The sequence below is a fragment of the Pontimonas sp. genome, assembly GCF_031581085.1.
In the GTDB taxonomy this organism is placed as follows: Bacteria; Actinomycetota; Actinomycetes; order Actinomycetales; family Microbacteriaceae; genus Pontimonas.
The window spans coordinates 16,685-40,153 of sequence record NZ_JAVLBO010000014.1 but is presented as its reverse complement, the minus strand read 5'-3'; the positions used below and the strand labels follow the sequence as shown (position 1 = coordinate 40,153).

24 protein-coding genes are annotated in these 23,469 nt (G+C 63.7%); 7 read left to right on the top strand and 17 right to left on the bottom strand.

Annotated elements, in window-relative coordinates; genetic code table 11:
- Positions 1 to 149: 149 nt before the first annotated feature.
- Positions 150 to 3,194 (bottom strand): ATP-dependent DNA helicase, encoded by a 3,045-nt coding sequence (locus tag RI518_RS05355; RefSeq protein WP_310689555.1) that lies wholly within the window; start codon positions 3,192 to 3,194, stop codon positions 150 to 152.
- Positions 3,195 to 3,239: 45 nt separating this feature from the next.
- Here RI518_RS05355 and RI518_RS05350 point away from each other — a divergent pair, with 45 nt between their 5' ends.
- Together RI518_RS05350 and RI518_RS05345 are read left to right on the top strand one after the other, a co-directional pair.
- Positions 3,240 to 3,467, top strand: coding sequence for a DUF3107 domain-containing protein (locus RI518_RS05350; protein ID WP_310671637.1), 228 nt, complete (start codon positions 3,240 to 3,242; stop codon positions 3,465 to 3,467).
- An 11-nt stretch (positions 3,468 to 3,478) separates the two neighbouring features.
- The gene (locus RI518_RS05345) at positions 3,479 to 3,802 is read left to right on the top strand and encodes a hypothetical protein (RefSeq protein WP_310689554.1); all 324 of its coding nucleotides are present in this window, start codon (positions 3,479 to 3,481) and stop codon (positions 3,800 to 3,802) included.
- A 55-nt stretch (positions 3,803 to 3,857) separates the two neighbouring features.
- Here RI518_RS05345 and RI518_RS05340 read toward each other — a convergent pair whose 3' ends face one another.
- Positions 3,858 to 4,574: a ferritin-like fold-containing protein gene (locus tag RI518_RS05340; RefSeq protein WP_310671635.1), complete on the bottom strand. Its 717-nt coding sequence runs from the start codon at positions 4,572 to 4,574 to the stop codon at positions 3,858 to 3,860.
- 98 nt (positions 4,575 to 4,672) lie between these two features.
- Between RI518_RS05340 and RI518_RS05335 the strand changes: the two genes are divergently transcribed.
- Positions 4,673 to 6,079 carry a DEAD/DEAH box helicase gene (locus RI518_RS05335; RefSeq protein WP_310671634.1) on the top strand — a complete coding sequence of 469 codons (1,407 nt, stop codon included), beginning with the start codon at positions 4,673 to 4,675 and terminating at the stop codon, positions 6,077 to 6,079.
- A 119-nt stretch (positions 6,080 to 6,198) separates the two neighbouring features.
- On the opposite strand, the gene RI518_RS05330 is transcribed toward RI518_RS05335, so the two are convergent.
- Complete coding sequence (locus RI518_RS05330; protein WP_310671633.1) at positions 6,199 to 7,107, bottom strand: PHP domain-containing protein; 909 nt, start codon at positions 7,105 to 7,107, stop codon at positions 6,199 to 6,201.
- A gap of 72 nt (positions 7,108 to 7,179) precedes the next feature.
- Here RI518_RS05330 and RI518_RS05325 point away from each other — a divergent pair, with 72 nt between their 5' ends.
- Positions 7,180 to 8,667, top strand: coding sequence for an aminopeptidase P family protein (locus RI518_RS05325; RefSeq protein ID WP_310671632.1), 1,488 nt, complete (start codon positions 7,180 to 7,182; stop codon positions 8,665 to 8,667).
- Positions 8,668 to 8,695: 28 nt separating this feature from the next.
- Here the strand turns inward: RI518_RS05325 and mgtE are convergent, their stop codons facing one another.
- Together mgtE and RI518_RS05315 are read right to left on the bottom strand one after the other, a co-directional pair.
- Entirely contained in the window at positions 8,696 to 10,045 is a 1,350-nt protein-coding gene (gene mgtE, locus RI518_RS05320; RefSeq protein WP_310689553.1) for a magnesium transporter, read from the bottom strand.
- Position 10,046: 1 nt separating this feature from the next.
- A complete protein-coding gene (locus RI518_RS05315; protein ID WP_310671630.1) occupies positions 10,047 to 10,538 on the bottom strand; it encodes a general stress protein in 492 nt (163 codons plus the stop codon).
- Positions 10,539 to 10,631: 93 nt separating this feature from the next.
- Here RI518_RS05315 and RI518_RS05310 point away from each other — a divergent pair, with 93 nt between their 5' ends.
- Positions 10,632 to 11,732: a P-loop NTPase gene (locus RI518_RS05310; protein WP_310671629.1), complete on the top strand. Its 1,101-nt coding sequence runs from the start codon at positions 10,632 to 10,634 to the stop codon at positions 11,730 to 11,732.
- Between the two features lie 72 nt (positions 11,733 to 11,804).
- Here RI518_RS05310 and RI518_RS05305 read toward each other — a convergent pair whose 3' ends face one another.
- Entirely contained in the window at positions 11,805 to 12,206 is a 402-nt protein-coding gene (locus tag RI518_RS05305; RefSeq protein ID WP_310689552.1) for a Sec-independent protein translocase TatB, read from the bottom strand.
- 80 nt (positions 12,207 to 12,286) lie between these two features.
- Here RI518_RS05305 and RI518_RS05300 point away from each other — a divergent pair, with 80 nt between their 5' ends.
- Positions 12,287 to 12,928, top strand: a complete 642-nt coding sequence (locus RI518_RS05300) for a class I SAM-dependent methyltransferase (protein ID WP_310671626.1) — start codon at positions 12,287 to 12,289, stop codon at positions 12,926 to 12,928.
- 90 nt (positions 12,929 to 13,018) lie between these two features.
- On the opposite strand, the gene RI518_RS05295 is transcribed toward RI518_RS05300, so the two are convergent.
- Both RI518_RS05295 and dapE read right to left on the bottom strand, forming a co-directional pair.
- Positions 13,019 to 13,186 carry a DUF3117 domain-containing protein gene (locus tag RI518_RS05295; protein WP_310671667.1) on the bottom strand — a complete coding sequence of 56 codons (168 nt, stop codon included), beginning with the start codon at positions 13,184 to 13,186 and terminating at the stop codon, positions 13,019 to 13,021.
- A 72-nt stretch (positions 13,187 to 13,258) separates the two neighbouring features.
- A complete protein-coding gene (gene dapE, locus RI518_RS05290; protein WP_310671625.1) occupies positions 13,259 to 14,362 on the bottom strand; it encodes a succinyl-diaminopimelate desuccinylase in 1,104 nt (367 codons plus the stop codon).
- 44 nt (positions 14,363 to 14,406) lie between these two features.
- On the opposite strand from dapE, the gene dapD reads away from it, so the two are divergent.
- Positions 14,407 to 15,366: a 2,3,4,5-tetrahydropyridine-2,6-dicarboxylate N-succinyltransferase gene (dapD, locus tag RI518_RS05285; RefSeq protein WP_310671624.1), complete on the top strand. Its 960-nt coding sequence runs from the start codon at positions 14,407 to 14,409 to the stop codon at positions 15,364 to 15,366.
- An 83-nt stretch (positions 15,367 to 15,449) separates the two neighbouring features.
- Here dapD and RI518_RS05280 read toward each other — a convergent pair whose 3' ends face one another.
- The 9 genes from RI518_RS05280 to RI518_RS05240 form a co-directional block, all read right to left on the bottom strand.
- Positions 15,450 to 16,751 carry a citrate synthase gene (locus RI518_RS05280; RefSeq protein ID WP_310671623.1) on the bottom strand — a complete coding sequence of 434 codons (1,302 nt, stop codon included), beginning with the start codon at positions 16,749 to 16,751 and terminating at the stop codon, positions 15,450 to 15,452.
- A 173-nt stretch (positions 16,752 to 16,924) separates the two neighbouring features.
- Positions 16,925 to 18,013 (bottom strand): succinyldiaminopimelate transaminase, encoded by a 1,089-nt coding sequence (gene dapC / locus RI518_RS05275; protein WP_310671622.1) that lies wholly within the window; start codon positions 18,011 to 18,013, stop codon positions 16,925 to 16,927.
- 12 nt (positions 18,014 to 18,025) lie between these two features.
- Positions 18,026 to 18,343 carry a ferredoxin gene (gene fdxA, locus RI518_RS05270; protein WP_310671621.1) on the bottom strand — a complete coding sequence of 106 codons (318 nt, stop codon included), beginning with the start codon at positions 18,341 to 18,343 and terminating at the stop codon, positions 18,026 to 18,028.
- Positions 18,340 to 18,732 carry a hypothetical protein gene (locus RI518_RS05265; protein ID WP_310671620.1) on the bottom strand — a complete coding sequence of 131 codons (393 nt, stop codon included), beginning with the start codon at positions 18,730 to 18,732 and terminating at the stop codon, positions 18,340 to 18,342. Before RI518_RS05265 ends, fdxA begins: the two co-directional genes overlap by 4 nt.
- The gene (locus RI518_RS05260) at positions 18,733 to 19,845 is read right to left on the bottom strand and encodes a branched-chain amino acid aminotransferase (RefSeq protein WP_310671619.1); all 1,113 of its coding nucleotides are present in this window, start codon (positions 19,843 to 19,845) and stop codon (positions 18,733 to 18,735) included.
- Between the two features lie 71 nt (positions 19,846 to 19,916).
- Entirely contained in the window at positions 19,917 to 20,957 is a 1,041-nt protein-coding gene (locus RI518_RS05255) for a 3-isopropylmalate dehydrogenase (protein ID WP_310671618.1), read from the bottom strand.
- Positions 20,958 to 20,966: 9 nt separating this feature from the next.
- Entirely contained in the window at positions 20,967 to 22,559 is a 1,593-nt protein-coding gene (gene serA / locus RI518_RS05250; protein ID WP_310671616.1) for a phosphoglycerate dehydrogenase, read from the bottom strand.
- Between the two features lie 143 nt (positions 22,560 to 22,702).
- Positions 22,703 to 23,065, bottom strand: a complete 363-nt coding sequence (locus tag RI518_RS05245) for a hypothetical protein (RefSeq protein ID WP_310671615.1) — start codon at positions 23,063 to 23,065, stop codon at positions 22,703 to 22,705.
- Entirely contained in the window at positions 23,029 to 23,469 is a 441-nt protein-coding gene (locus RI518_RS05240) for a hypothetical protein (RefSeq protein ID WP_310671613.1), read from the bottom strand. Before RI518_RS05240 ends, RI518_RS05245 begins: the two co-directional genes overlap by 37 nt.

The window sequence follows — 23,469 nt, the reverse complement described above, 5'->3', positions numbered from 1 at the left end:
GGGCCATCGTCTCGGTTTTGCCCGATCCGGCCCCAGCCACCACCCGGTACACCCCCTCGAGAGGGGCCTCGATAATGGCTTTTTGTTCGGCTGTGGGCGGGTGAATCCCCAGGACTCGAGAGAGCTCTTCCGCACTGACCTTCGGTGAATTAGTCACCACAGACGCTCCCCACCCGCTGCCAACGGTGTCGGGAGACGCTGCGACCCGCGACGGGTAGCACCCGTGGCCCCACGAAACGAGACTGCGCCATCTGCCGACCGGCCGCGCGGATCCGCTCCACGCTTGTGGCGGTGGCCTCCTCATCGAGGGGGTCTTGGGCGGCGACCCTGAAGGGCTTTTTGCGAACACCGCCGCTGACGTAGAGCAACCAGGCACCCTCACTGGGGCCCTCCACCGCCCAGGCTTCACGGGTCTCCGGGTCGGCGAGCGCCAACTGGTACACCTGGAGTTGGGGGTGTGAGGCGATTTCTTCCTGGTTAGTGATCGCCCGCCCCGTTTTGAGATCCACGACCACGAGGCCACCGTCGGCGGAGCGCTCGATGCGATCGACCAAACCGTTCACGACGATGTTGTCGATGCGCAACTGGAAACCCGCTTCGATGGCCACCACCTCGGCGCCCTCAGCGCGTCGCTCCCGCAGGTAGGCGGCCAGTGCGTGGACGAGGCCGCGCGCTTTCGACGCTTCGCTTTTACTCACCCACCAGGAATCAAAATCGAGCTCCGACCAGCGGGCCTCTACGAGGCCCGCGAGGGTGTCCTCATCGCCCCAGGGTTCGTGTTCGAGGGCGTAGTGGATGAGCGAACCAATACCCACCGCAGCGGTGTGTTCATCGGGGGCGACACGGTCGAGAAACCAATCGAGGGGTGACTGCTCGAGAGCACTTATGCGGGAGGGCGAAAGGCTGATCTCCGTGTCCTGATAGAGCGGGGTGTCACTGGTGATGGGGCCGAGCCCCCACCACTGACTGGGGTGTGCACCGGGCACTTCGCGGGTCGCGAGAATCGCGAGTGCGGAGGCGGCCGACTCGTCCTCGCGACCCGGAGGGGTCCTCTCGAGTTCGGATCGGTAGTGGCCGACTAGTTCGCGGCTTGACCCCAGCGGACCAGGATCCGAAGGGACCTCGAGGGCTGATTCGGCGAGGAGTCGAAACAGTGCGCTCGGTCCGGTGTCATCAGACTCGACGGCGGTAATCATTGCCGCCCGCCTCGCCCTCGAGAGCGCCAGGGCGGCCATCCGCAATTCGTCATCGATCACGACGCGCTGATCGTCGATTGACTCATCCAGTTGACCCCGCACCGCGCGTGCGACCAGGGGTGCACCCAACAGCGACCACCGAAGGCGAGTGTTGGGCCAGACGTGGTCGTTTAACCCCTGGAGCACAACGGTGTCGCACTCCACCCCCGCCAAACCCGCTGGAGTGGAAATGAGAACCCCCGTGCGCTGCGAGCTCTGGACGACGACGTCCTCGGTGATGTCGTTATCGAGTACCCGCACAAAAAACGCTTCCGGGCTCACCCCGTGGTGTCGCTCGGCGAAGCGCTCCGCGGTGGCCAGAAGCGCGGAGACCTGATGCAGTGCTTCGCGGTGGAACAGCGACGGTTGACTGGGATCGCCGGCGCGAGCGACCCAGGAGTCCTCCACCGCCCAGGCCTGCCACGCCGTAGAGACCACCAGGGCAGCCGAGGCCCCCTCGGGGAGTGCGCGAATGGCACCGAGGACGCTAAGAATACGATCCAGCGGTCGGTGAAACGACGTCGGCAGCTGGGGTGGATACTCCCCGGATTCCACGACGTCAATAATCGACTCGATTCCCCGGCGACTCTGCCCCTCGGCCTGATCGATCACCCGCAGCAGTGAGCCCAAGCGTCGAAGCCGCCGGGAGTCAAAGCCGCCGTAGAGGCCCTCCAGTAACGCGGTGGCGCGCTCGGGTGTGAGCCACCCCGGGGTTCGGGCGGCCAGCACCCAACCCACCAGGTCCCTACTCGCCGGGTGTTCGCCAAGGCCCACCCGGTAGTCCTGCTCCGTATCGATACCCGCCTGCTGCAGGCTGTGAGCGAGCAGGGGAATATGCGACGCTCTGCGGGTGGCGATCGCCATGTCAGAAAAGGCCACCCCGTGGTCACGGTGTCGAGCCAGAAGGATTCGGGCAATATCGTGGGCTTCTCGACCCGCGCTCGGTGACAGCACCGCGATCAGCGGGCTCGCCTCGCCCTCGGGTGTGCCAGCACCCACCGACCGCGCCTTGCGCTGGGAACCAGCCCGCGCGGTACCTATTCGTGCCGTAATACTGGCCACCGCATCGCGCAGGGCCTGACCGTGGCGATAGACCGCGGGGAGAATATGGGGTGTGGTCGAGAGCAGGTCGGCAACCCGCATGGGCCCTTCCGGGTCTGCTCCTCGAAACGTCTGACCGGCGAGGTCTGGATCGGCGTAAATGCCCACGTGCACCCCCGCGTCGTGGAGGGCGTGCACCAGGGCACCGGCGGCGGGTGAGAGGTCCTGAAAGTCGTCACACAGCACCACCCGCAGTCCGTCTGGCGGGCTCGGCGACGATTCGATCAGCGAGGTCGCGACGCGCAGAAGCTCCGCGGCGTCATATTCATCGGGGCGCGAGCGGGCAATGACCCTTTCGTAGTCGTCGAGGAAATCGGCGACTGCCGGCCACGCCGGGTGCACCGAGGACCAGTTGCGCACATCATCGGAGCCCAAACCCCATTCGGTGAGTCGGGCGATGAGCTCGCGCAGTTCCGTCCGAAACGCTTCGGTTGAGCGCACCGCCGGATTGAGGTGTTCGGGCCACTGGGGTCCCACACCGCTATCTCGCTGCTCGTCGAGAACCCCGCGGATGTCCTGGTCCACATCGGCACCGGAGCGCAGCTTGGAGGGATCTAACCCCCTGGCTTCCTGGTCGCCTCGCACGAGGGAGAAACAAAAGGCTTGAACACTCATCGCCAGGGCGCCCCTGGTGGGTGTGGCCAGCGCCACACCCAACTCGTCTCGCACACTCGTCGCTTGGGTCCTGGTGGGGGTGAGCACTCGAATCTGATCGGGGTGGATCCCCTGGGCGACGAGGTGGGCCACCCGAGCGCGAATGAGGCGCGACTTACCCGAACCGGGTGCGCCGAGAACCACTTGAGGCTCACCGAGGCCCGCCTGAACAAGCGCGTCGGGTAGCTCCAGATTCTCGCTCATGCCTTTTAGGCTAAAGCCCAGCACTGACTGTCGTACGATACGAGGGTGGAAATTCGTATTGGTATCACCCACTCAACCCGTGAACTGAGTTTCGAGACGGACAAAAAAGCGGCCGATGTCGAAAAAGACATCGCCGCTCAACTCGCCAAAGGCGATGACGGCATCGTGCGGCTGGAGGACCAGAAGGGACACGTGTACCTTGTTCCGGTCTCCACCCTCGCCTACATCGAAATGGTGACCGAGTCCGCCCGCAAAGTCGGCTTCGCGCCGTAAGCCGGCGAGCCATGGAACTGGTCCTCGTCTTTACCTTCGCGGCGCTCATTGGTGCCGCGGTGAGATACACCGTGCCCGGGCGAAACCGCCACGGCATGATTGCGCTGCCCGCCCTGCAGGTGGGCCTCGCCACTCTGCTCTTTGTCATTGCCATGTGGCTCGGCTTGGAGCCCCGCTCGGTGTGGCCGTGGATTATTTCCCTCGTGGGCTCCACCGCCGCCCACATAGCGGTCGCCATCTGGTTACCCGGCAAGCGCGACGCAGACGATGCGGCGCTGTTGGCCGAACTGACCGCGCCGGGTGCACCGATCCCCGAAGAGCCCGCTCGCCGCTAACTGCTCTGCGCGACGGACCACTCAGCCCAGCATTGTGCCCTCTCGCAGCGGTGTCTTAGGCCGTGAGGCCTAGGGCGTCGAGTCGTCTGGTGTGCTCGGTCAACACGTCGGTGAAGATCGGCTCGTAGAGCTCTGCGGAGCGCGACGGGTCGGTGTCTCCTCGAAGGACACTGCGCGCGATCAGCATCGTGTCTCCCACCACCCGCCTCGACCACAGGCTGAGCCTGGACGCGTGGGCGTCATCGACGGCGATGATGCGCGCCAGTACTCCCGCGACCAGCTCCTCTGGTTCACTCGCGTCGACGGTCTGAATGATTGTGTGGCCAATGCCGGAGGGCAGGCCCCCGGCGACGATGCGATAGAAATCGCTGAGAAACCCGCCCACGACGTAACAGGTGGCGACCCGCTCGTACCAGGCATCCGCGGTCATCTCCCGCAGTGCGTCGCCTTGGCGCTCGAGTGGCTCGGCCATGGCCTCGATCGGGTCGGGGGTGTATTCGGCGAGCAGGCCCCGGAGGGTCTCATAGCGCGAGAGAATACTGGCTTCTGCTCGCACCAGTTCGTCGCGGTCGGTCGCCGACCACGCTTCCCTCGCGGCTCTGGCGTATTCACCGGCAATGAGTAGCGCACTGGCACTGGCGTGGGCGAGGAGGTCCGCCGCGGTGGGGACCAAGGCGGTCAGATCGAGCCGGCTGGCGCTCTTGCGGTGGGCCCGTGATCGCACTTTCCACTGCGGGGAGGGCTTTTTTCGCTCCCAAAAGCGCCATCTCATCCGGCCAGGATAGTCCGGATGGCCACTACCTGCCCGAGAGGAGGGTTTGGCGGGTAGACTGAGGCCACATCAATTAATGAAAGTGAATCTGTCAACTAGTGAGTTTTTCCGACCTCGGCATTGAGCCGGACATGGTCGAGGCCCTCCGTCAGGAGGGAATCGAGACCCCTTTTCCCATTCAAGAACAAACCATTCCCGTCGCGCTTTCTGGCCAAGACATCATCGGCCAAGCCCGCACCGGAACCGGTAAAACCCTCGGGTTTGGCCTCCCACTGCTCCAAAAACTGGGCACTGAGCCAGCCCCCGGCGTCAAAGCCCTCGTGGTAGTCCCCACTCGCGAGCTGTGCATTCAGGTCGCCGAAGACCTCGAAGTGGCCTCGTCGAACCGGGCCACCCAAGTCGCCGCGATTTATGGCGGCAAAGCCTACGAGGGTCAGATCGAACAAATCGACGATGGCGCCCAAGTCATTGTGGGAACACCCGGGCGACTGTTGGACCTCATCTCGCAGCGCAAACTCTCCATCGCCGACGTCGAAGTGATGGTCCTGGACGAAGCCGACAAAATGTTGGACTTGGGCTTCCTGCCCGATGTGGAGCGACTCTTTTCCTACACCCAACAGCTTCGCCACACGATGCTGTTTTCGGCGACCATGCCCGGACCGGTGCTCACACTGGCGAGGCGCTTCATGACGAAACCGCTTCATATCCGCGCCCACGATCCGGAAGAGACCCTGGCGCAGGCCAACATCAAACACTTTGTCTACCGCGCGCACCAACTGGATAAAGACGAAATCATCGGCCGCATTTTGCAGGCCGAAGGGCGTGGCAAAACCATCATTTTCACCCGCACCAAACGCGGGGCGGCTCGCCTGGTCGAAGAACTCACCGACCGGGGATTCCCGGCGGCAGCAGTCCACGGTGACTTAAGCCAGGACGCCCGCGAGCGCGCCATGGTGGCGTTTCGCGCCGGAAAGAAAGACATCCTGATCGCCACCGATGTCGCGGCCCGCGGCGTCGATGTCGACGACGTCACTCACGTGATCAATCACACCATCCCCGAAGACGACAAGGCCTACCTGCACCGGGTGGGGCGCACGGGCCGGGCCAATAAGACCGGCATCGCCGTGACCTTTGTGGACTGGGACGACCTGCACAAGTGGGCGCTGATTAACCGCGCGCTGGAAATGGGCATCCCCGAGCCGCAGGAGACCTATTCCTCCTCCGATCACCTCTTTAGCGATATGAACATCGAAGCGGGAACCAAGGGCCGACTCACCCCCACACCCATTCCCAACCGGGAAAAACGCGCCGGCGAGCAGCGCTCGGGCGGCAGCCGGGGTGGCAGCCGTGGTGGAGACCGGGGCGGACAGCGCGGCCAGCAGTCTGCGGGTGGCGCGTCAACTCGTACGAACCAGACCAGCGGTGGTTCCACGGAGGCTCCGGGTGATCGTCCCGCGAGGCCACCGAGACGGCGCAGGCGAAAAAGCTCACCGCCCCAGTCCTAAATACCCACCCAGTCTTCGTCACCAACCCAGTCCTCGTCACCGACCCAGTCTTCGTCACCGACTCAGTCCTCACCCGCCACAGCGTCGCTCGGCTGTGGCCACTACAGCCTGTTGCCGGGTTAGCCTCGCGCGGCGAGTAGTGGGCTGCTTCCCACCCCCGCGTCGATAATGCGCTGGAGGTGAGTGCTACTGGTGCGGTGCTCGCCCAAGACGTTGGGTTTTTTTGACCCGTGGTAGTCACTGGAGCCGGTCACGATAAGCCCCAGCTCCCGGGCCACGTCCTCCAGCTGGGGGGTCAGGCCGGGGTCGTTTTCGCGGTGGCCAATTTCGACGCCCATCAGGCCGTGATCGACCCAGCGCTGGTAGCGGGCAATCGCCTCGTCGTGTTCGCCGGAGACATCGGTTGCGGGGTTTCCTCCGCGGCTTAGCGGGTGGGCGAGGACGGGAACACCACCGGCGCGGCGAATGATGTCGATTCCTCGCTGCAATCGGGGGGCGTAGTGGGGCACGTGGTAGGGCCCGTCACCGGCCAAAATGTGCGAAAACGCTTCGGTGGTATCCGCCACGATGCCTTTGGCGATGAGCACTTCGGCGATGTGGGGTCGCCCCGGTGTCGCGCCTTCAGGAATCACGGCGCGCACTTCGAGCCAGTCGATGGGGTAATCCGCGGCCAGTTTGTCCACCATCATCTGCAGGCGGTTATCGCGGTGGGAGCGAATCTTCACCATTTCGTCGACCAGGTCCGGGTGTTCCGGGTCGACCAGGTAGCCCAACAGGTGAATGCTGTGGGGTTCATACCCGGTGGTCTCATCGAGCACCTGGGTACTCAGTTCAATACCGGGAATAAAGCCCACGCCAAAGTGTTGGGCCGCCTCGCGCGCTTGCGACCACCCGGAGAGGGTGTCGTGGTCGGTCAACGCGATGGTGTCAATCCCGGCGGCGTGGGCCTGTGCGATGACTTCTGCGGGTGTTTCGGAACCATCTGATGCCCGGGAGTGCGCGTGCAGGTCAATAATCGCGTCGGACACCCCTCCATGTTAGGCCCGCGGGTGCCGGCCGCCTGGCCACACTGGCCCAGCAGGTGGTGCCACACTGGTGCTGTGGCCGATTCGAGTAAAAAACCGCCGCGCTCTCGCACACCAGAGAGCGCCGCGTTCCGCGAGTTCATTTCCTCCGGGTGGGACGATCACCCCCGGAAAGAGCCAGAGCGTGGCGACGTCGCGGATTTCACCGCCGCCAGGCGAGCGCGTTTTCTCGACTCACTGCCCGAGGAGCTCGCCGGTCACACGCTGGTCATTCCTGCGGGGCCCGAGTCGAGAAGATCCAACGACACGGATTATCCCTACCGGCCGCATTCGGCGTTTACCCACCTCACCGGGTGGGGCTCAGACACTGTGCCCGGCAGCGTGCTGGTGATTGACGCGAGTGCGAGCACGGCCCCCGCGGTGTTGTATGCCAGGGGGCCTGCCGGTCGCGATACGGATGAGTTCTACGCCAATCCGGCGATCGGCGAATTCTGGACGGGGCCTAGGCCACACCTGGACGATATTGCCACCCGCCTCGGCCTCGAGGTCCGGCCGCTGGAGTCGTGGTCGGGCGTGGGCGACGGGGATATTGCTCACACCGTGGTGCTCCCGGAAGCAGATGACACCTTCAGTCTTCACCTCCAGCACCGCCGCACGGCGGTGCTGGGCGAAGATCGGGCTGGTGTGTTGGACACGGCCGATTCGATCCTCGGTCAGCACTTAGCCGAACTGCGTTTCGTGAAAGACGAGTACGAGCAGGGCCAAATGCGACTCGCGATCGACGCGACCCACCGGGGCTTTGTCGACATCATCCGAGCACTGCCCGACGCCGCCGGCTCAGCCCGCGGTGAACGGGTCATCGAATCCGCTTTTGCCCGGAGGGCTCGGTTGGAGGGACACGACGTCGGTTACTCCACGATTGCCGCCAGTGGCCCGCACGCCTGCATTTTGCACTGGGTGCGAAATGACGGCCCGGTGGGCGGTGAAGACCTGTTGCTGGTCGACGCCGGTGTGGAACTCGATTCGCTCTACACCGCCGATATCACCCGAACGCTGCCCGTCTCCGGGCGGTTTAGCCCCCGCCAGCGCGAAGTGTACGAGGCCGTGTTGGAGGCCGCCGACCACGCACTGGCCGTCGTCCGACCGGGGGTCGCGTTTCGCGCCATCCACGACGCCGCCATGGAAGTCATCGCCGCCCACACCGCCGCCTGGGGTTTTCTTCCCGGCAGTGCCCAGGAATCACTGGAGAAGGACGCCGGTTGGCACCGGCGCTACATGATTCACGGCACCAGTCACCACCTGGGCCTCGATGTGCACGACTGCCAAAAAGCCCGGCGCGAACTCTACGTCGACCAGGAGCTTCGCCCCGGGATGGTCTTCACCATCGAACCGGGGCTGTATTTCCAACCCGATGATCTCACCGTCCCCGCCGAATGGCGGGGCATTGGGGTGCGCATCGAGGACAACATCCTGGTCACAGAAACCGGCGCCATCAACCTCTCCGCGGCGATCCCCCGCACGGCCGACGAGGTCGAAGCGTGGGTGGCAGAGAACACCCCGTAACACCGCTCGGGCGCTCAAACCCCGGGCGCTAAATCGAGAGGATTGCGCCGGCCACGAGGAAGTAAATCAAGAGCCCGCTGGTATCCACGAGTGTGGTCACCAGGGGGACAGAAATGACCGCCGGGTCGATTTTTAACGCCTGCGCGGCCAGCGGCATCGTCGATCCCACCGTCGTCGCCCACACCGCAATCAACACGATGGAGAGCCCCACCGTGAGGGCGACGGGCAGGCCGGCCACCCACCACCCGGCGCCAAAGCCGAGCGCGCCCAACGCGATACCCAGCAACAGCCCGACCCGGGATTCACGCCAAGCGACCCGCCAGGCGTCGCTGGGGCGCACTTCACCGACCGCCACGGCGCGCACGGCACTGGTGGCCGCCTGGGCACCAATGTTTCCGCCGGTGCCCACCAGCAGCGGTATGAATAGCGCCAGGGCCGTGATTTCTTCCAGCGCCGATTCGAACAGGCCCATCACCCACACGGTGATGGTGGCCGCCGACATCAAAATGGCGAGCCAAAACACTCGCAGTCTCGCCAGGCGCACCACACTGTCGGAGAGGTAGTGGGCGCTGGAGGGAAGCGCACCGGCCTGGCGGGCGACGTCTTCGGTGTCGGCCGCTTCGATGACTTCGAGGGCGTCATCCACGGTGAGCACCCCGAGGACCCGGTTTTCGCTGTCGACGACCATCAGACCCAGCCGGTTTGTCTCCTGAACCAACCGAGCCGCCTTTTCGGCGTCTTCGGTGACATCGATGGTGGGGGCGCCGTGGTCGGCGATTTCGCCGACCCTCAACTCGGGGTCACCCAGCACGACGTGGCTGAGGCCCACAACGCCCACCAGGGTGCGCGAGCGATCCACGATGGCCAGCAGGTCGATGGTTTCCGCATCGGAGCCTTTTGTTCGCACCACATCCAACACGTCAGAAATTTTGGTCGATTCGGCGACGGTTACCACTTCGGGGCTCATTACCCGACCGACCGAGCCTTCCGGGAAGCCCAGCAGTGAGGCGGTCATGTTGCGCTCTTTGTGGCTCAAGCCGGCGAGGACCCGGCGGACAAACCCGGCGGGGGCTTCGCCCAGGAGGCGCGCCCGATCGTCGGGGTCCATTTCTTCCACCAGTTCACTAAACGCCTGGTCGCGCATCCCCGAGAGCAACTGTTGCTGCTGGAAACTATCGAGCTCTTCAAAAATCTCCAGTGCGGTATCGCGCGGCAACATGCGCCAGACCACCGCCGACTGGACGGGGTTCAGCCGAGTCAGTTCTTCGGCAATTTCGTGCGCGGCTTTCGATTCCAACCACTGGGCGACGGGTCCCAAATTGCCCAGGTTCAACGCACCGGTGAGGCTCAGATCCGTCGGTTCCTGCTCCTCGGCCATGTCACCCTCCCGGGAGCTCCTGCACGATGCGTTTGGCCTTTCCGTGGTGTTCGGACTCGACAACGACCACATAGTCGGTGGCAATGATCTGATGCATCGAGCGGAAAGTGGGACGACCGGCCCGCTGCGCGCTATACAGGGCCATGCCGATGATCATTCCGAGTCCCGCTCCGATAACAATCCCTGCGGCAATGGGCGCCAGACTCATGTCCACCCCGAGGGTCACCACAATCAGCCCCACGAAGAGCCCCACCCAGGAGCCGGTGAGGGCGGAAGAGAGCGCGGCGCGGCCGTGCCCGTAGCGGGCGGTCACCCGCTCGACTGAGGAAAGCCCCTCCCCCACCACCGAGAGGCTCCGAGGCGGCAGCCCTCCCTCCAGGAGGGCGTCAATGAGTTTCTTCGCCTCCGGGTAGGTTTTATAGCGCGCGAGTTCTTCACCAGCGGGCATCGTGGCGAGCTGGTTGAGTTGTTGGCTACGGGAAGATTGGGCCACCAGACTATTCTCACACCCCAACGACTAAGCTTTTTCACAATCGTCTCACCGTGTACACGACACGTCGCGGTATCAATCAAGGCGGGAGGCACGATGAGTCCGGATGTCGAGGGCGTACGCCGCGCAATTGACACCGTCATCGACCCTGAACTGCGGCGACCACTGACCGAATTGGACATGGTCGATTCGATTGACGTGTCACCGGAGACCATTCGCGTCACCATCGCGTTGACCATCGTGGGCTGCCCCGCCTCCGACCGCATCCACGACGACGTCTGGACTGCCGTCACTGAAGTCGCCGGAGACATTCCCGTCCACGTCGAACTGACCGTCATGGATCCGGCCCGACGAGCCGCACTGATTACCCGGTTGCGCGGCGATAAGTCGCCCGCGCAACAGTTTGGCCCCGATACTCTCACCCGGATTATCGCGGTCACCAGCGGTAAGGGAGGGGTCGGTAAATCCACGATCACCGCAAACCTCGCCGAGGCGGCCGCCAACAGCGGTCTTCGGGTGGGCGTCATCGACGCCGACGTATTTGGCTTTAGTCAACCGGCACTGTTTGGGATCGAAGGGGTCAAACCCACCCGACTAGACGACATGATCCTGCCGCCCGTCGCCGGTGAGGTGAAACTGATGTCGATTGGCATGTTTGTCGACCAGGGCACACCGGTGAGTTGGCGCGGTCCCATGCTCCACCGCACGGTCAACCAGTTTTTGAGCGACGTGTTTTTCGGCGATCTCGATCTGCTGCTGTTGGATCTTCCCCCCGGCACGGGTGATGTCGCCATTTCGGTGGGTCAATTACTCCCCCACAGCGAGGTCGTTGTGGTGACCACCCCGCAGGCGGGTGCCGCCGACGTGGCGGTCCGCTCCGGCTTGGTCGCTAGACAAACGGGCCAAAAAGTTGTCGGAGTGATCGAGACAATGTCGGCCGGTGTCCTGCCCGATGGCACCGCGCTGGACCTTTTCGGTGAGGGCGGTGGAGCACAGGTCGCGGCCGCCCTCGAGGTTCCCCTTCTCGGCCAAATTCCGCTCTCGGTTCCACTGAGGAAAGCCGGAGATGCCGGCACACCACTCGTGTCACAGCACCCCGACGACCCGGCGGCAATCGCCCTGGGCGAGGCCTTCGCCGCACTCCAGGCGACGAGAGACTCGAGGGTGGGAACCCCGCTTCCCGTCTCCCCGCGCTAAACCCCGCTAAACCCCGCTAAGCCCGGCCAGAAAACCCGCCAAAGCACCCGCGAGGGCGTAGATGGCCGCTAGTTAGATCGCTTCTGGGTCAAACGCGGCCGGCGTGCGCCGCGGAGAGTGGGGCGGGGCGTGGGGCGGGGCGTAGGGCGGTGCCTGCTCCGGTGGGCTCGAGGGCGAGACAGAGGCCGGGAGGACTGGCCCGGGGGGTGTTGTCTCGGGGGAATCGGACAGGGCGTCGCGGACGATTCGGCGCGGGTCATACTGCCGGGGGTCTAGTTTTTTCCACTGGACCTCATCAAAATCGGGACCCATTTCTTCTCTCAGCCGGTCTTTCGCACCGCTTGCCATGTCCCGGAGCGATCGAATCAGGCGGGCCAGCTTGGCCGAATAGGCGGGCAACCGGTCGGGGCCGATCAGGAACACGGCAATCAGGCCGATCAGCAGCAGCTTTTCAAAGGTCAATCCGAAGGACACGTGCCCACAATAGTCGCCTGAGCTCTGCGGTGTCCTAGGCTGATTTCAGCCACAGCGCAAAGCCGAGAGGGAGGTGACCGGTGTCGGACTGGGACCTCATCCACCGCTTTAGTAACGACTACTTAACCGATTCGGAAGACGTCGCCTACCTTCAGGAGGCCTCGACCGAACAGGGCATCCAGGCGATTAGTCGAACCCTGGGATCGAGTATTGCGGCCATTGCACGCGCCGTGGCGGCCCGCAGCATTATCGAAGTGGGAACCGGTGTGGGGGTGACCACCATGCGCCTGGCAGAGGCCACACCCGATGCCCACATCACCAGCATCGATAGCGAAGCCGACCACCACGTCACCCTGCGCGAACTATTGCCCCAGGTCGGGCTCGAGACCTCCTCGCTTCGTCTGATTACCGAGCGTGCGCAAGACGTCTTAGGCAAAATGAACGAAAACTCTTACGACCTGGTGGTCTTTGACGTCCCCGCCGGCGACGTGGAGGCCTGCTTCGGCGACGCCGTCGCCCTGTGTCGACCGGGCGGCTCCATCCTGATCACCAGGGCCCTCGCCGGTGGTGCCATTGCCGATGCGGCCTCCCGCGAGCCCCGCGTCACGGCAATGCGCGCGGTGGTGAAAATGGTGGCCCAGGACGACCGAGTCACCCACACCCTCCTGCCGATGGCTGAAGGGCTGCTGTGGGCCCAGGTACACCCCGACAACACGGTGTGAACACGTCCACCGGCGCGGAGAACATCCGGCGCATGCGTGGCGCCGCCAGCGATACCGGGCTTACTTCAGTGGGGTGTGATTTAGCGGAGGTTACTTCACTGTGCCGTTTAAGGCGTCGCGCAGTTCAGTCGCTTCCTGGTCGTTGACCGACACCACCAGCCGGCCACCACCCTCCAGGGGAACCTTCACGATAATGAGCCTGCCCTCTCGGACAGCTTCCATGGGTCCATCCCCGGTGCGGGGCTTCATCGCGGCCATTTTCACTTCTCCTCTGTCACCCGAATCCTCAGCCTCTATTATCCCTGGAAACGGGAGTAAGGACCAACCGAGCTAGGAATTGAGCCAGTTGTGTAATACCTGGTGGGTGTGCTCGATTTCGGAAACCTCCACCGATTCGTCGTCGGAGTGGGCAAGGCCGCCATCGCCCGGGCCAAAATTGACCGCCGGGATGCCCAACTGGGAAAAACGCGCCACATCGGTCCAGCCGTATTTGGGGCCCACCTCGCGCCCGCTGGCGGCCACCAGTGCCTCCACGATGGGGATATCGAGCCCGGGCCTCGCCCCCGGCGACTGATCGACCACGACCAGCTCGCTGCCGGGAAACATCTCCCGCAGGAACTCCTCGGCCTGCTCGACGCTCCGATCGGGCGCGAAGCGGTAATTGACCGTCAGCGTGGCACTATCGGGAATCACGTTTCCGGCGATACCGCCGCGGACTTTCACGGCGTTGAGGCTCTCCCGGTAGGCCAAGCCCTCCACGACGCGAGTCTCTGGTTCGTAGGCGGCCAGGATCCCCAGAGGGGCCGCCAACTGGTGGATGGCGTTATCACCGCGCCACGGTCTCGCCGAATGGGCGGCGACACCGTGGCGTCTGATGTCGGCGCGCATCGTGCCGTTGCACCCACCCTCGACACCGCCCAGCGACGGCTCTCCTAATACGGCGGCGTCGGCAACAAACCATTCCGGATGGGCGCTGTGGAAGTGGCCGAGACCGTTTCGGTCTGCATCGACTTCTTCCTGGTCGTAAAACATCCAGGTGACATCGACCCGGGGGGCATCCAACTGGGCGGCAAGAATGAGCTGGCTGGCCACCGCAGATTTCATGTCGACGCTTCCGCGGCCGTGTAAACGACCATCGGCGAGGCGAACCGGCCCCACACCGCCGTGGGGAACCGTGTCGATGTGGCCGGCAATAATCACTCGAGTGTCGTGGCCGAGCGCCGTGCGCGCGGCCACGGTGTTGCCGTGTCGAATCACCTCGAGGTGCGAGGCCGCCTGCAGGGTGGCCTCCAGACGATCGGCGAGGTGTTGTTCGTCACCGGACACAGACGATATCGCGATGAGTTCTTGAGCGAGAGCGAGAACACCGACGCTCACATCGAAGGGTTCGACACCACTGGAGGGTGACCCCTGGGGATTACGCGCGCTCGACACCCCTTCGAGTGTAGTCGGCGGTGAACCGAGCTAGCCTTGTGGGTATGTCTGAGTCGCCTTCTTCGCCGAGCACCCACCACGCCTGGGGTTATGGCCTCCAAACCATCGCCAGCGATCACACCGTGTTGGACACCTGGTTCCCACAGCCCACCCTGGGCGAGCCGCCGAGTGGTTTCGACCCGCACATTCTGCCCCAAGACATTTCCCACCAGGAGCGAACCGACGACCTCCTCGGTGTTCACACCGCGGGCATCGGCCTTCGTATCGACCTTCGCGAAAAACCACAGAGTGTCCCCGACGCCTACCTGCGCCTGCACTTGCTCTCGCACACGCTGGTGCCGCCAAACTCCATCAACCTGGAGGGTCTCTTTGGCGTGTTGAACATTGCGGCGTTCACCAGCCACGGCCCCATCCACCCCGATACGGCCAACACCCGAGCAGCAGCGCTTCGACAGGCGGGGGTGCAGATCACCGGGGTGGATAAGTTTCCCCCGATGGTGAACTATTTCAGCCCTCCCGGGGTGCGCATCGCCGATGCGTCTCGGGTGAGACTGGGCGCCCACTTGGCCCCCGGCACCACGGTGATGCACGAAGGCTTTGTGAACTTTAACGCCGGCACCCTCGGCTCTTCCATGGTGGAGGGGCGTATTTCCCAGGGTGTGGTCGTGGGCGCCGGATCTGACATCGGCGGCGGTGCGTCCATTATGGGCACCCTCTCCGGCGGTGGCACCCAAGTCGTGTCTCTGGGCGAGCGCTGCCTACTGGGGGCTAACGCGGGTATTGGCATTTCCCTCGGTGATGATTGTGTCGTGGAAGCAGGCCTCTACGTCACGGCCGGAACCAAAGTGACTGTCTTGACCGACGGCGAGGCACACACCCTCAAAGCCGGTGAGCTCTCAGGTGTCTCCGGTGTGCTCTACCGGCGAAACTCTCAAACGGGCGCCGTCGAGGTTCTGCCCCGCAGCGGCGTCGGGGTCACCCTCAACACCGCCCTGCACGCCTAAGACCCGAGAGAAGGGGGCCCTGGCCCCTTCTCTCGGGGCCCGTTCTCTCTGGGCCTGTGCGGGCTTGTGCCTGGGGGGTGTGACTAGCGCGAGGTGGGCCAGTGACGCTCGGCCGGGCCGGTGTAGAGCTGCTGGGGCCTTCCGATGCGAAGGTGTGGGTCCTGGTTCATCTCTCGCCAGTGGGCGATCCAGCCCGGCAATCGACCAATCGCAAACAGCACGGTGAACATCCTGGTGGGAAAGCCCATCGCTTTATAAATGACGCCGGTGTAGAAGTCGACGTTGGGGTAGAGCTTTCGCTCGATGAAGTAATCATCGGCTAAGGCGATCTCTTCGAGCTCCTTGGCAATATCCAACAGGTCGTCTTTGACGCCCAACTCTTTGAGCACCGCGTCGGCGGATTCTTTGACCAGTTTCGCCCTGGGGTCATAGTTTTTATACACCCGGTGGCCAAAGCCCATCAGGCGAATACCTTCTTCTTTGTTCTTGACCCGCTCCACAAAACGGTGAACGCCTTCACCCGAATCGCGGATATCGCCCAGCATGCTGAGCACTGCCTCGTTCGCGCCACCGTGGAGGGGGCCAGATAGGGCGTTAATTCCGGCAGAGACGGAGGCAAAGAGGTTTGCTTCGGTGGAGCCGACCAACCGCACCGTCGACGTGGAGGCATTTTGTTCGTGGTCTTCGTGCAAAATCAGCAGGCGGTCGAGCGCCTGCACCAGTACCGGGTTTTCCTGATACGGCTCGGCCATCAGCCCAAAGTTCAACCACAGGAAGTTGTCGATGAAACTGCGGTCGTTATCCGGGTATAAAAACGCCTGGCCGATGCTCTTTTTGTGCGCGTAGGCGGCGATCACGGGCAGTTTGGCGAGGAGTCGAATGGTCGAGATTTCGACCTGTTCGGGGTCTTTAGGATCGAGCGAGTCGCCGTAGTAGGTCGACAGCGCGCTGACGGCACTGGAGAGTGCCGACATCGGGTGGGCGGAGTGGGGCAGGGCGTCGAAGAGGCGTTTGAGGTCTTCGTGCAGCAGGGTGTGCCGGCGCACCGTGTGGTCGAATTCGTCTAACTGCTGGGCGCTGGGCAGTTCACCGTAAATGAGCAACCAGGCCACTTCGAGGAACGTGGAGTGCTTCGCCACCTCTTCGATGGGGTAGCCGCGGTAGCGGAGGATGCCCTGATCGCCATCGATGTAGGTGATGCCACTGGTGGTCGGGGCCGTGTTCACAAAGCCCGGGTCGTAGCTGGTGAAACCGGTCTTCTTGGTAAAGCTCGACATGTCCACGCTGGAGGCACCATCGCTGGATGTCTTAATCGGGAATGTGGCACTACCGCCCGGAAAGTCGAGGGTGACCTCTTCGGGGTCTATTCCGTGATTTTCGCTCACCGTATCCTCCTTCGCCCAGCAGGCGGGTGACACCTGTTGGGTGGGTGTGGTCTGTGGTTTGGTGCCCCTTTGAGGACACTTCCGCTACGACGTGACCAGCCTAGACGACGGCGGGACCACACCAATACCCCCGTCCCCAGGAACCGATTCCACCGCGGCGGCTGGCCGCACGGCTACGGGCTAAGCCTCGCTGCCGCCCGGTCAATGTCTCGGTCGCTGGCGGTGAGCGCGATGCGCACGTGGTGGTCACCGGAGGGTCCGTAAAAATGCCCGGGGGCAACCAGCACTCCGCGGCTCGCGAGCCAGGCCACAGTGTCCATCGCGGGGCGATCGGCGCTGGCCCAGATATAGAGGCCAGAATCACCTCCGGTGATGCGAAGCCCAGCGGCTTCCACCGCGGGGCTCAATACGGCCCGCCGGCGGTGGTAACGCCGGCGGATATCCTCCACGTGGGCGGAATCGGCCAGGGCGGCGCGAAGCACCTGCTGAATGGGCGAGGGGGCCATCAGGCCCAGATGGCGCCTGGCGAGGACGATGGGGCCGATCACGTCGACGTCGCCGGCGAGCATCGCCGCGCGATAGCCCGCCAGGTTCGACTGTTTCGACAGCGAATAAAGCGCGAGAAGTCCGCTCAGGTCACCACCGGTGACCTCGTCGCTGAGCAGCGACGGCGCGTGGGGTTGACGGGGAGAGCCGAGCAGGCCGTAGCACTCGTCGCTTGCCAACACCGCGCCGAGCTGTCTCGCTCGGGAGACTGCGCGTTGGAGCGCCTCGGGCGCCAAGACCTCACCGGTGGGGTTGCCGGGCGAATTCAGCCACACAAGCTTCGTGCCCTCTGGCCACGAATCCGGGTCATCACTGGCGAGTGTGTGCGCCCCGACCAGGCTCGCACCCACCTGATAGGTGGGGTAGGCAATGCGCGGGTAGACCACGGTGTCCTGTGGCCCAAGCCCCAACAGCAGTGGCAACAGTCCCACCATTTCTTTGGAACCGATGGTGGGAAAGACGCCCTCCGGGCTCACCGCGGTGGCTTCTCGCACCCGGTGCCACCAGGCCACCAGGTCTTGTCGGGTCGACTGGTCACCGCGCACCGTCGGATACCCGGGCTGGTTACTGGCCTGGGCCAGGGCCTCTTGGAGCACCAAGGGGGTGTCGTCCACGGGTGAGCCGACCGAGAGGTCGATGAGTCCTTCGGGGTGTTCCGCGGCGCGCGTCTTCGCCGGACCCAGTTCATCCCACGGGAAATCCGGCAGGCTCAGCATCGACGCCCCGGTCTAGTTCTGTGGGGGAAGTGCTTTAACGATCGGGTGGTCGTCTTCGATCATGCCGACCTTCGCGGCACCACCGGGTGAGCCCACCTCGATGAAAAAGTCCACATTCGCCGTGTAGTACTCGGCCCATTTTTCGGGCACGTCGTCTTCGTAGTAAATCGCTTCCACCGGGCATACCGGTTCACAGGCCCCACAGTCCACGCATTCATCGGGGTGGATGTAGAGCATCCTCTCACCCTCGTAGATGCAATCCACTGGACATTCGTCGATGCAACTGCGATCTTTCACATCGACACAGGGAAGGGCAATTACATACGTCATTTACGTGTCCCCTCGTGTGTAGGCCGACCTCTATCGTAACGCGACGGGCTGGGAAGCCTCGGCCACGCCAGCACCAACAGTGCCACAATGACGACCCCCAGGGTCAGGCCGTAACCGAGTGGCTCGGCGACGACGACGAACGAACCGCCGATCCCGGAAGAGAGCACCATTTGGGCGATCAACACCCCGAGTAGACCAGCCAGGGCGAGGGTTCTGGTGGGACCCACTACGCGCAACCCGATGCCCCACGCCGCCACCACAGCCAATCCGAGGATCAGTCCGAGCGGGGGCAGGCTGCGGTGGTGGAGGGTCACCGCGGCGCCGATAAAACCGCCCACGGCGAATGCTGCGAGAGCAAAGGCGACTCGCGTGATTACTCTGCGGGGCATTTAGCCATCGAGGCGGAACATCCAGCCATACGGATCGGGCTGGCGTCCGTACTGAATGTCCGTGAGTTTTTCGCGCAGAGCGAGGGTCAGTGGACCCGCAGTCTGGTCTGGATCACCGATCGTGAAATCTTTCGCCTTGACCTGTCCGATCGGGGTGACCACCGCGGCCGTGCCGCAGGCAAAGGTTTCCACGATATCTCCCGATTCGACGCCCTCTCGCCATTCCTCGAGGGTGACCGGGCGGCGCTCGACCGTGTGACCGGCGTCTTCGGCTAACTGCAGGATGGAGTCGCGCGTGATGCCCTGCAGGATGGTGTCGCTCTGGGGGGTCACCACCCGGCCGTCTTTGTAGACAAAGACGATGTTCATCCCGCCCAGTTCTTCGATGTATTTTCCCTCCACCGAATCCAAAAAGAGCACCTGGGCGCAACCGTGTTCGGCTGCTTCGGCCTGCGCCACCAGGGACGCGGCGTAGTTGCCGCCGGTTTTCGCCTGGCCGGTGCCGCCCTTGCCCGCGCGGGAATAGTCGGTGGAGAGCCAAATCGAGACGGGCTTCACGCCGCCACTGAAGTAGGGCCCTGCCGGCGCGGCGATGATGTAAAAGGCGACCTTTTTCGCCGCGCGCACGCCCAAAAATGCCTCTTTGGCATACATGTAGGGCCGGATATACAAGCTCATTTCCGGCGCACTGGGCACCCAATCCGCATCGAGCGCGATGAGCTGTCGCAGCGACTCGAGGAAGTAGTCGACGGGCAACTCGGGAAGCGCCATCCGCTTCGCCGAGCGCTGCATGCGAAGCGCGTTCTGGTCGGGCCGAAACGACCACACACTGCCATCGGCGTGACGGTAGGCCTTCAAGCCTTCGAAAATTTCCTGCCCGTAGTGCAAGACCGCGGCCGCCGGGTCCATCGCGATCGGCCCGTAGGGCTGCACGCGCGGACGGTGCCAACCGCCCTTTTCTGACCAGCAAATATCGACCATGTGGTCGGTGAAGACCGAACCAAAGGGCGGGTCGGCGAGAATGGCGTCTCGCTCTATCGCCGGCATCGGCGACTCGTTCTGGGTGACCTGAAAGAGGAGGTCCTGTTGTGCCATTTGAAGGGGAATGGTCATCTTTGCATCCTTGTCACAGCGGCGGTGTGTGCGCGAGTCTAGCGCCCCAGAGTGCTGACCCGCTGGGTGAATTAGTCCAGGTGGGATCGAATCGCCTGGCCGACTTCGCTGGTGGAGCGGGGGTCAGTGCGCGCGACCAGATCGCGGTCCACCGCGCGAACGAGCGCCTCGGCGCGTTCTTTATACCCCAGGTGATCCAACAGGATCGCCGTGGAGAGGATTGCCGCGGTCGGGTCGGCGCTCTGGCTTCCGGCGATGTCGGGTGCGGACCCGTGCACCGGTTCGAACATGCTGGGGAATTGTCCCTCGGGGTTAATGTTGCCCGACGCCGAGAGGCCAATACCGCCGCCGATGGCGGCGGCTAAGTCGGTGACGATGTCGCCAAAAAGGTTGTCGGTGACGATCACATCGAACCGGCTGGGGTCGGTGACCAGGTAGATCATCATCGCGTCGATGTGGGCGTAGTCGACGCTGACTTCCGGAAATTCCGGGGCGATACGGTCGAGGGTGCGCTGCCACAGCGAACCGGAAAAGCCCAACACGTTTGTTTTGTGCACCAGGGTGAGCTTCTTGTTTCTGATCATGGCCGTCTGGAAGGCATAGCGGACAACGCGCTCCACACCAAACGCGGTGTTGACCGAGACTTCGGTGGCGACCTCGTGGGCGGTATTGACCCGCAGCGCACCGCCGTTTCCGGTGTACGGGCCTTCGGTACCCTCGCGCACGACGACAAAATCAATATCCCCGGGTGTGGCCAACGGTGAGGCGACCCCCGCGGGCAGCCGTGTGGGTCGCAAGTTGACGTAGTGGTCGAAGGCAAAGCGCAGCTTCAGCAGTAGACCCCGCTCCACAATGCCGCCGGCGAGCCGGGGGTCTCTGGGGTCACCGCCAACAGCACCCAGCATCAACGCGTCGTGTGTGGCCAGTGCCCCCAGTGTTTCTTCGGGCAACACCCGACCGGTTTCTAGGTAATGGCTGGCCCCGAGCGGGTACTCCTCGGTGTGAATATCGAGCACCCCGGCGAGGGCAACCCGCAGGGTCTCCAGGGCCTCCGTGGTGACTTCTGGACCGATGCCATCTCCGGGGATGACCCCGAGGTTCAACGCGGGCATGTTCCCCCCTTACAGTTCGAGAATGTCAATCGCGCGCAACACTCGAGCGTCGGTCGCCCTCGCGACACGCTCCAAAATGTCGTCATCGACTCGACTATCCACGGTGAGGACACTCAGGGCCTCACCTCCGGCGCTTTCACGGGCAATCTGCATGCCCGCGATATTGATGTTGTGCTCACCAAACTCTTTACCGTAGACGGCGACAATTCCTGGACGGTCGGCATACATCATCACAATGTGGTGCTCGGCCAGGGGTACTTCGATTTCGTAGCCATTGATTTCGGTGAGCTTGTGGGTCTGCTGCGGACCCATCAGCGTTCCACACACCGACACTGAGCTGCCATCACCCAACACTCCGCGAATCTCGAGGAGATTTCGATAGGCGGGGCTTTCTGGCTCAGTCTGCATCGACACGGTGACCCCGCGAGATTCGGCCAGGAGTGGCGCGTTCACGTAGCTCACTTTTTCGCTCACGATGCGTTGGAAGATGCCCTTCAGTGCGGCCAGTTTCAACACACTGACGTCGTGTTCGACGATCTCACCGCGCACCGTCACCTCGATGCTCACCAGCGACGATTCACACAAACCAATGAAGACCTGTCCCAGGTTTTCCATCAACGAAATCCCCGGTTTCACGCTTTGGTCGATGACGCCACCGGCGACATTGACCGCGTCGGGAACCAATTCGCCATCCAGTGCCAGGCGTACCGAGCGGGCCACCGACACTCCCGCTTTTTCTTGAGCTTCATCGGTGGAGGCGCCCAGGTGGGGAGTGAGAATCACGTTGGGTGCACCCAGTAGCGGCGAATCGACCGGTGGCTCATTGACAAATACGTCCAGGCCGGCGCCGGCGATGGCTTCGGACTCGAGGGCTCGAACGAGGGCGGCTTCGTCGATAATGCCGCCGCGGCTGGCATTGACAACTCGCAGTTCGGGTTTTGCCAGCGCAAACTGGTCGTCACCGATCATCCCCGTCGTTTCTGGGGTGCGGGGAATGTGCACGGTGATGAAATCGGAACGGGCCATCACATCGTCGAGGGTCGTGAGCTCCACCCCCATTTGGGCAGCCCGTGCCGGTTGAACATAGGGGTCGTAGCCGATCAGGGTCGCGCCAAAGCCCTGCAGGCGCTCACACACCAACGCCCCAATTCGTCCCAACCCGATGATGCCAATTGTTTTCTCGAAGAGTTCCACACCCGAAAACGACGAGCGCTTCCACTGCCCCTCGCGCATCGACTGGTGGGCTTCGGGGATATGCCGGGCCAGCGAGAGGATGTGTCCGATGGCTAATTCTGCGGCGCTGATGATGTTCGAGGTGGGAGCGTTCACGACCATCACCCCAGCGGTGGTCGCCGCGGCAATATCGACGTTGTCCAGGCCCACCCCGGCCCGGGCGATCACTTTCAACTGCGGAGCGCTTTTTAGCGCCTCCTCATCGATGTGGGTGGCGGAGCGAATGAGTACCGCGTGGGCATCCTGGAGGGCGGCGAGTAGTGCGGGACGGTCGGTTCCATCCACTTCTCGAATGTCGAAATCGGGCCCCAGGGCATCTCTCGTGGCCGGCGAGAGCGCTTCGGCAATCAAGACAACGGGTTGTGCCACGAGGGGGCCTTTCTCTGCACTGACGTGGTGAGGTGTTCTCTGGCGGTAGCGCGTATGTCTCCGCGGCCTCTGGCTACCAGCCTACTTCAGCGCGCGCCGGGGACCGCCTGAACCGACGTGTCACCCCGGTGGGACCACACCGCTCACCCCAGCATCGCTATGAGCACATCGGCGCGCCAGGCTTGCTCGGCGGCGATGAGCGAGAGCGACAGGGTGGCCTGCACGGAGAGCAAGACGGCATAGACCACAGCGGCTTCGATCGGCGACCGGCGACGCCAACCCCACCACAGCCCAAGCCCCCACACCAGCACCGGGATCACCACGCCGGGGATTAACAGCACCCACGGGGTCGACTCGGCGAAGCCGAGTGCGCTGTAGTAGGCGGGGAGACCGAGCAGGTTTCCCACCGCCTCCCAGACATCCCAGGCGATGAGAGCCACAAATACCGCGGCCAGGACGATGCGGGTGATCACGCTGTCAACACCGCCGGGAGGATAAAGGGCCACGGCAGTAATACCAAGAGTCCCAAGAGCAAAAACCCTCCGCGTGTTCTCGCACTCCAGTTCGCGCCGAGGAAAATGGCCGCGACAAACCACAGTGGGGTGGAAATGTAGGCGAGGAATTGGCCGAAGCTAAACATGGTGGCCTCTAACCGGCTCGCAAACTGCGGGACGGGTTGTTGGGCGAGACCGATCACCCAGGCCAGAGCCCACATCACATAAAGCCCCCCGAGGACGGCCGTCAGCCACACCCCAGGCTCGCCGGTAGTGGCCTCTTGCCCGGTGGCGTCCCCGCCCTCGGGCGCATCCTGGTCCCCCGTTGCCCGCGGGTCGAAGTAGTTACTGTCGTCGCGTGGGCCCCAATCGAAGGCCTCGGCGTCGTCGGGTGTGGATGGTCCCGCAGTCGTCAT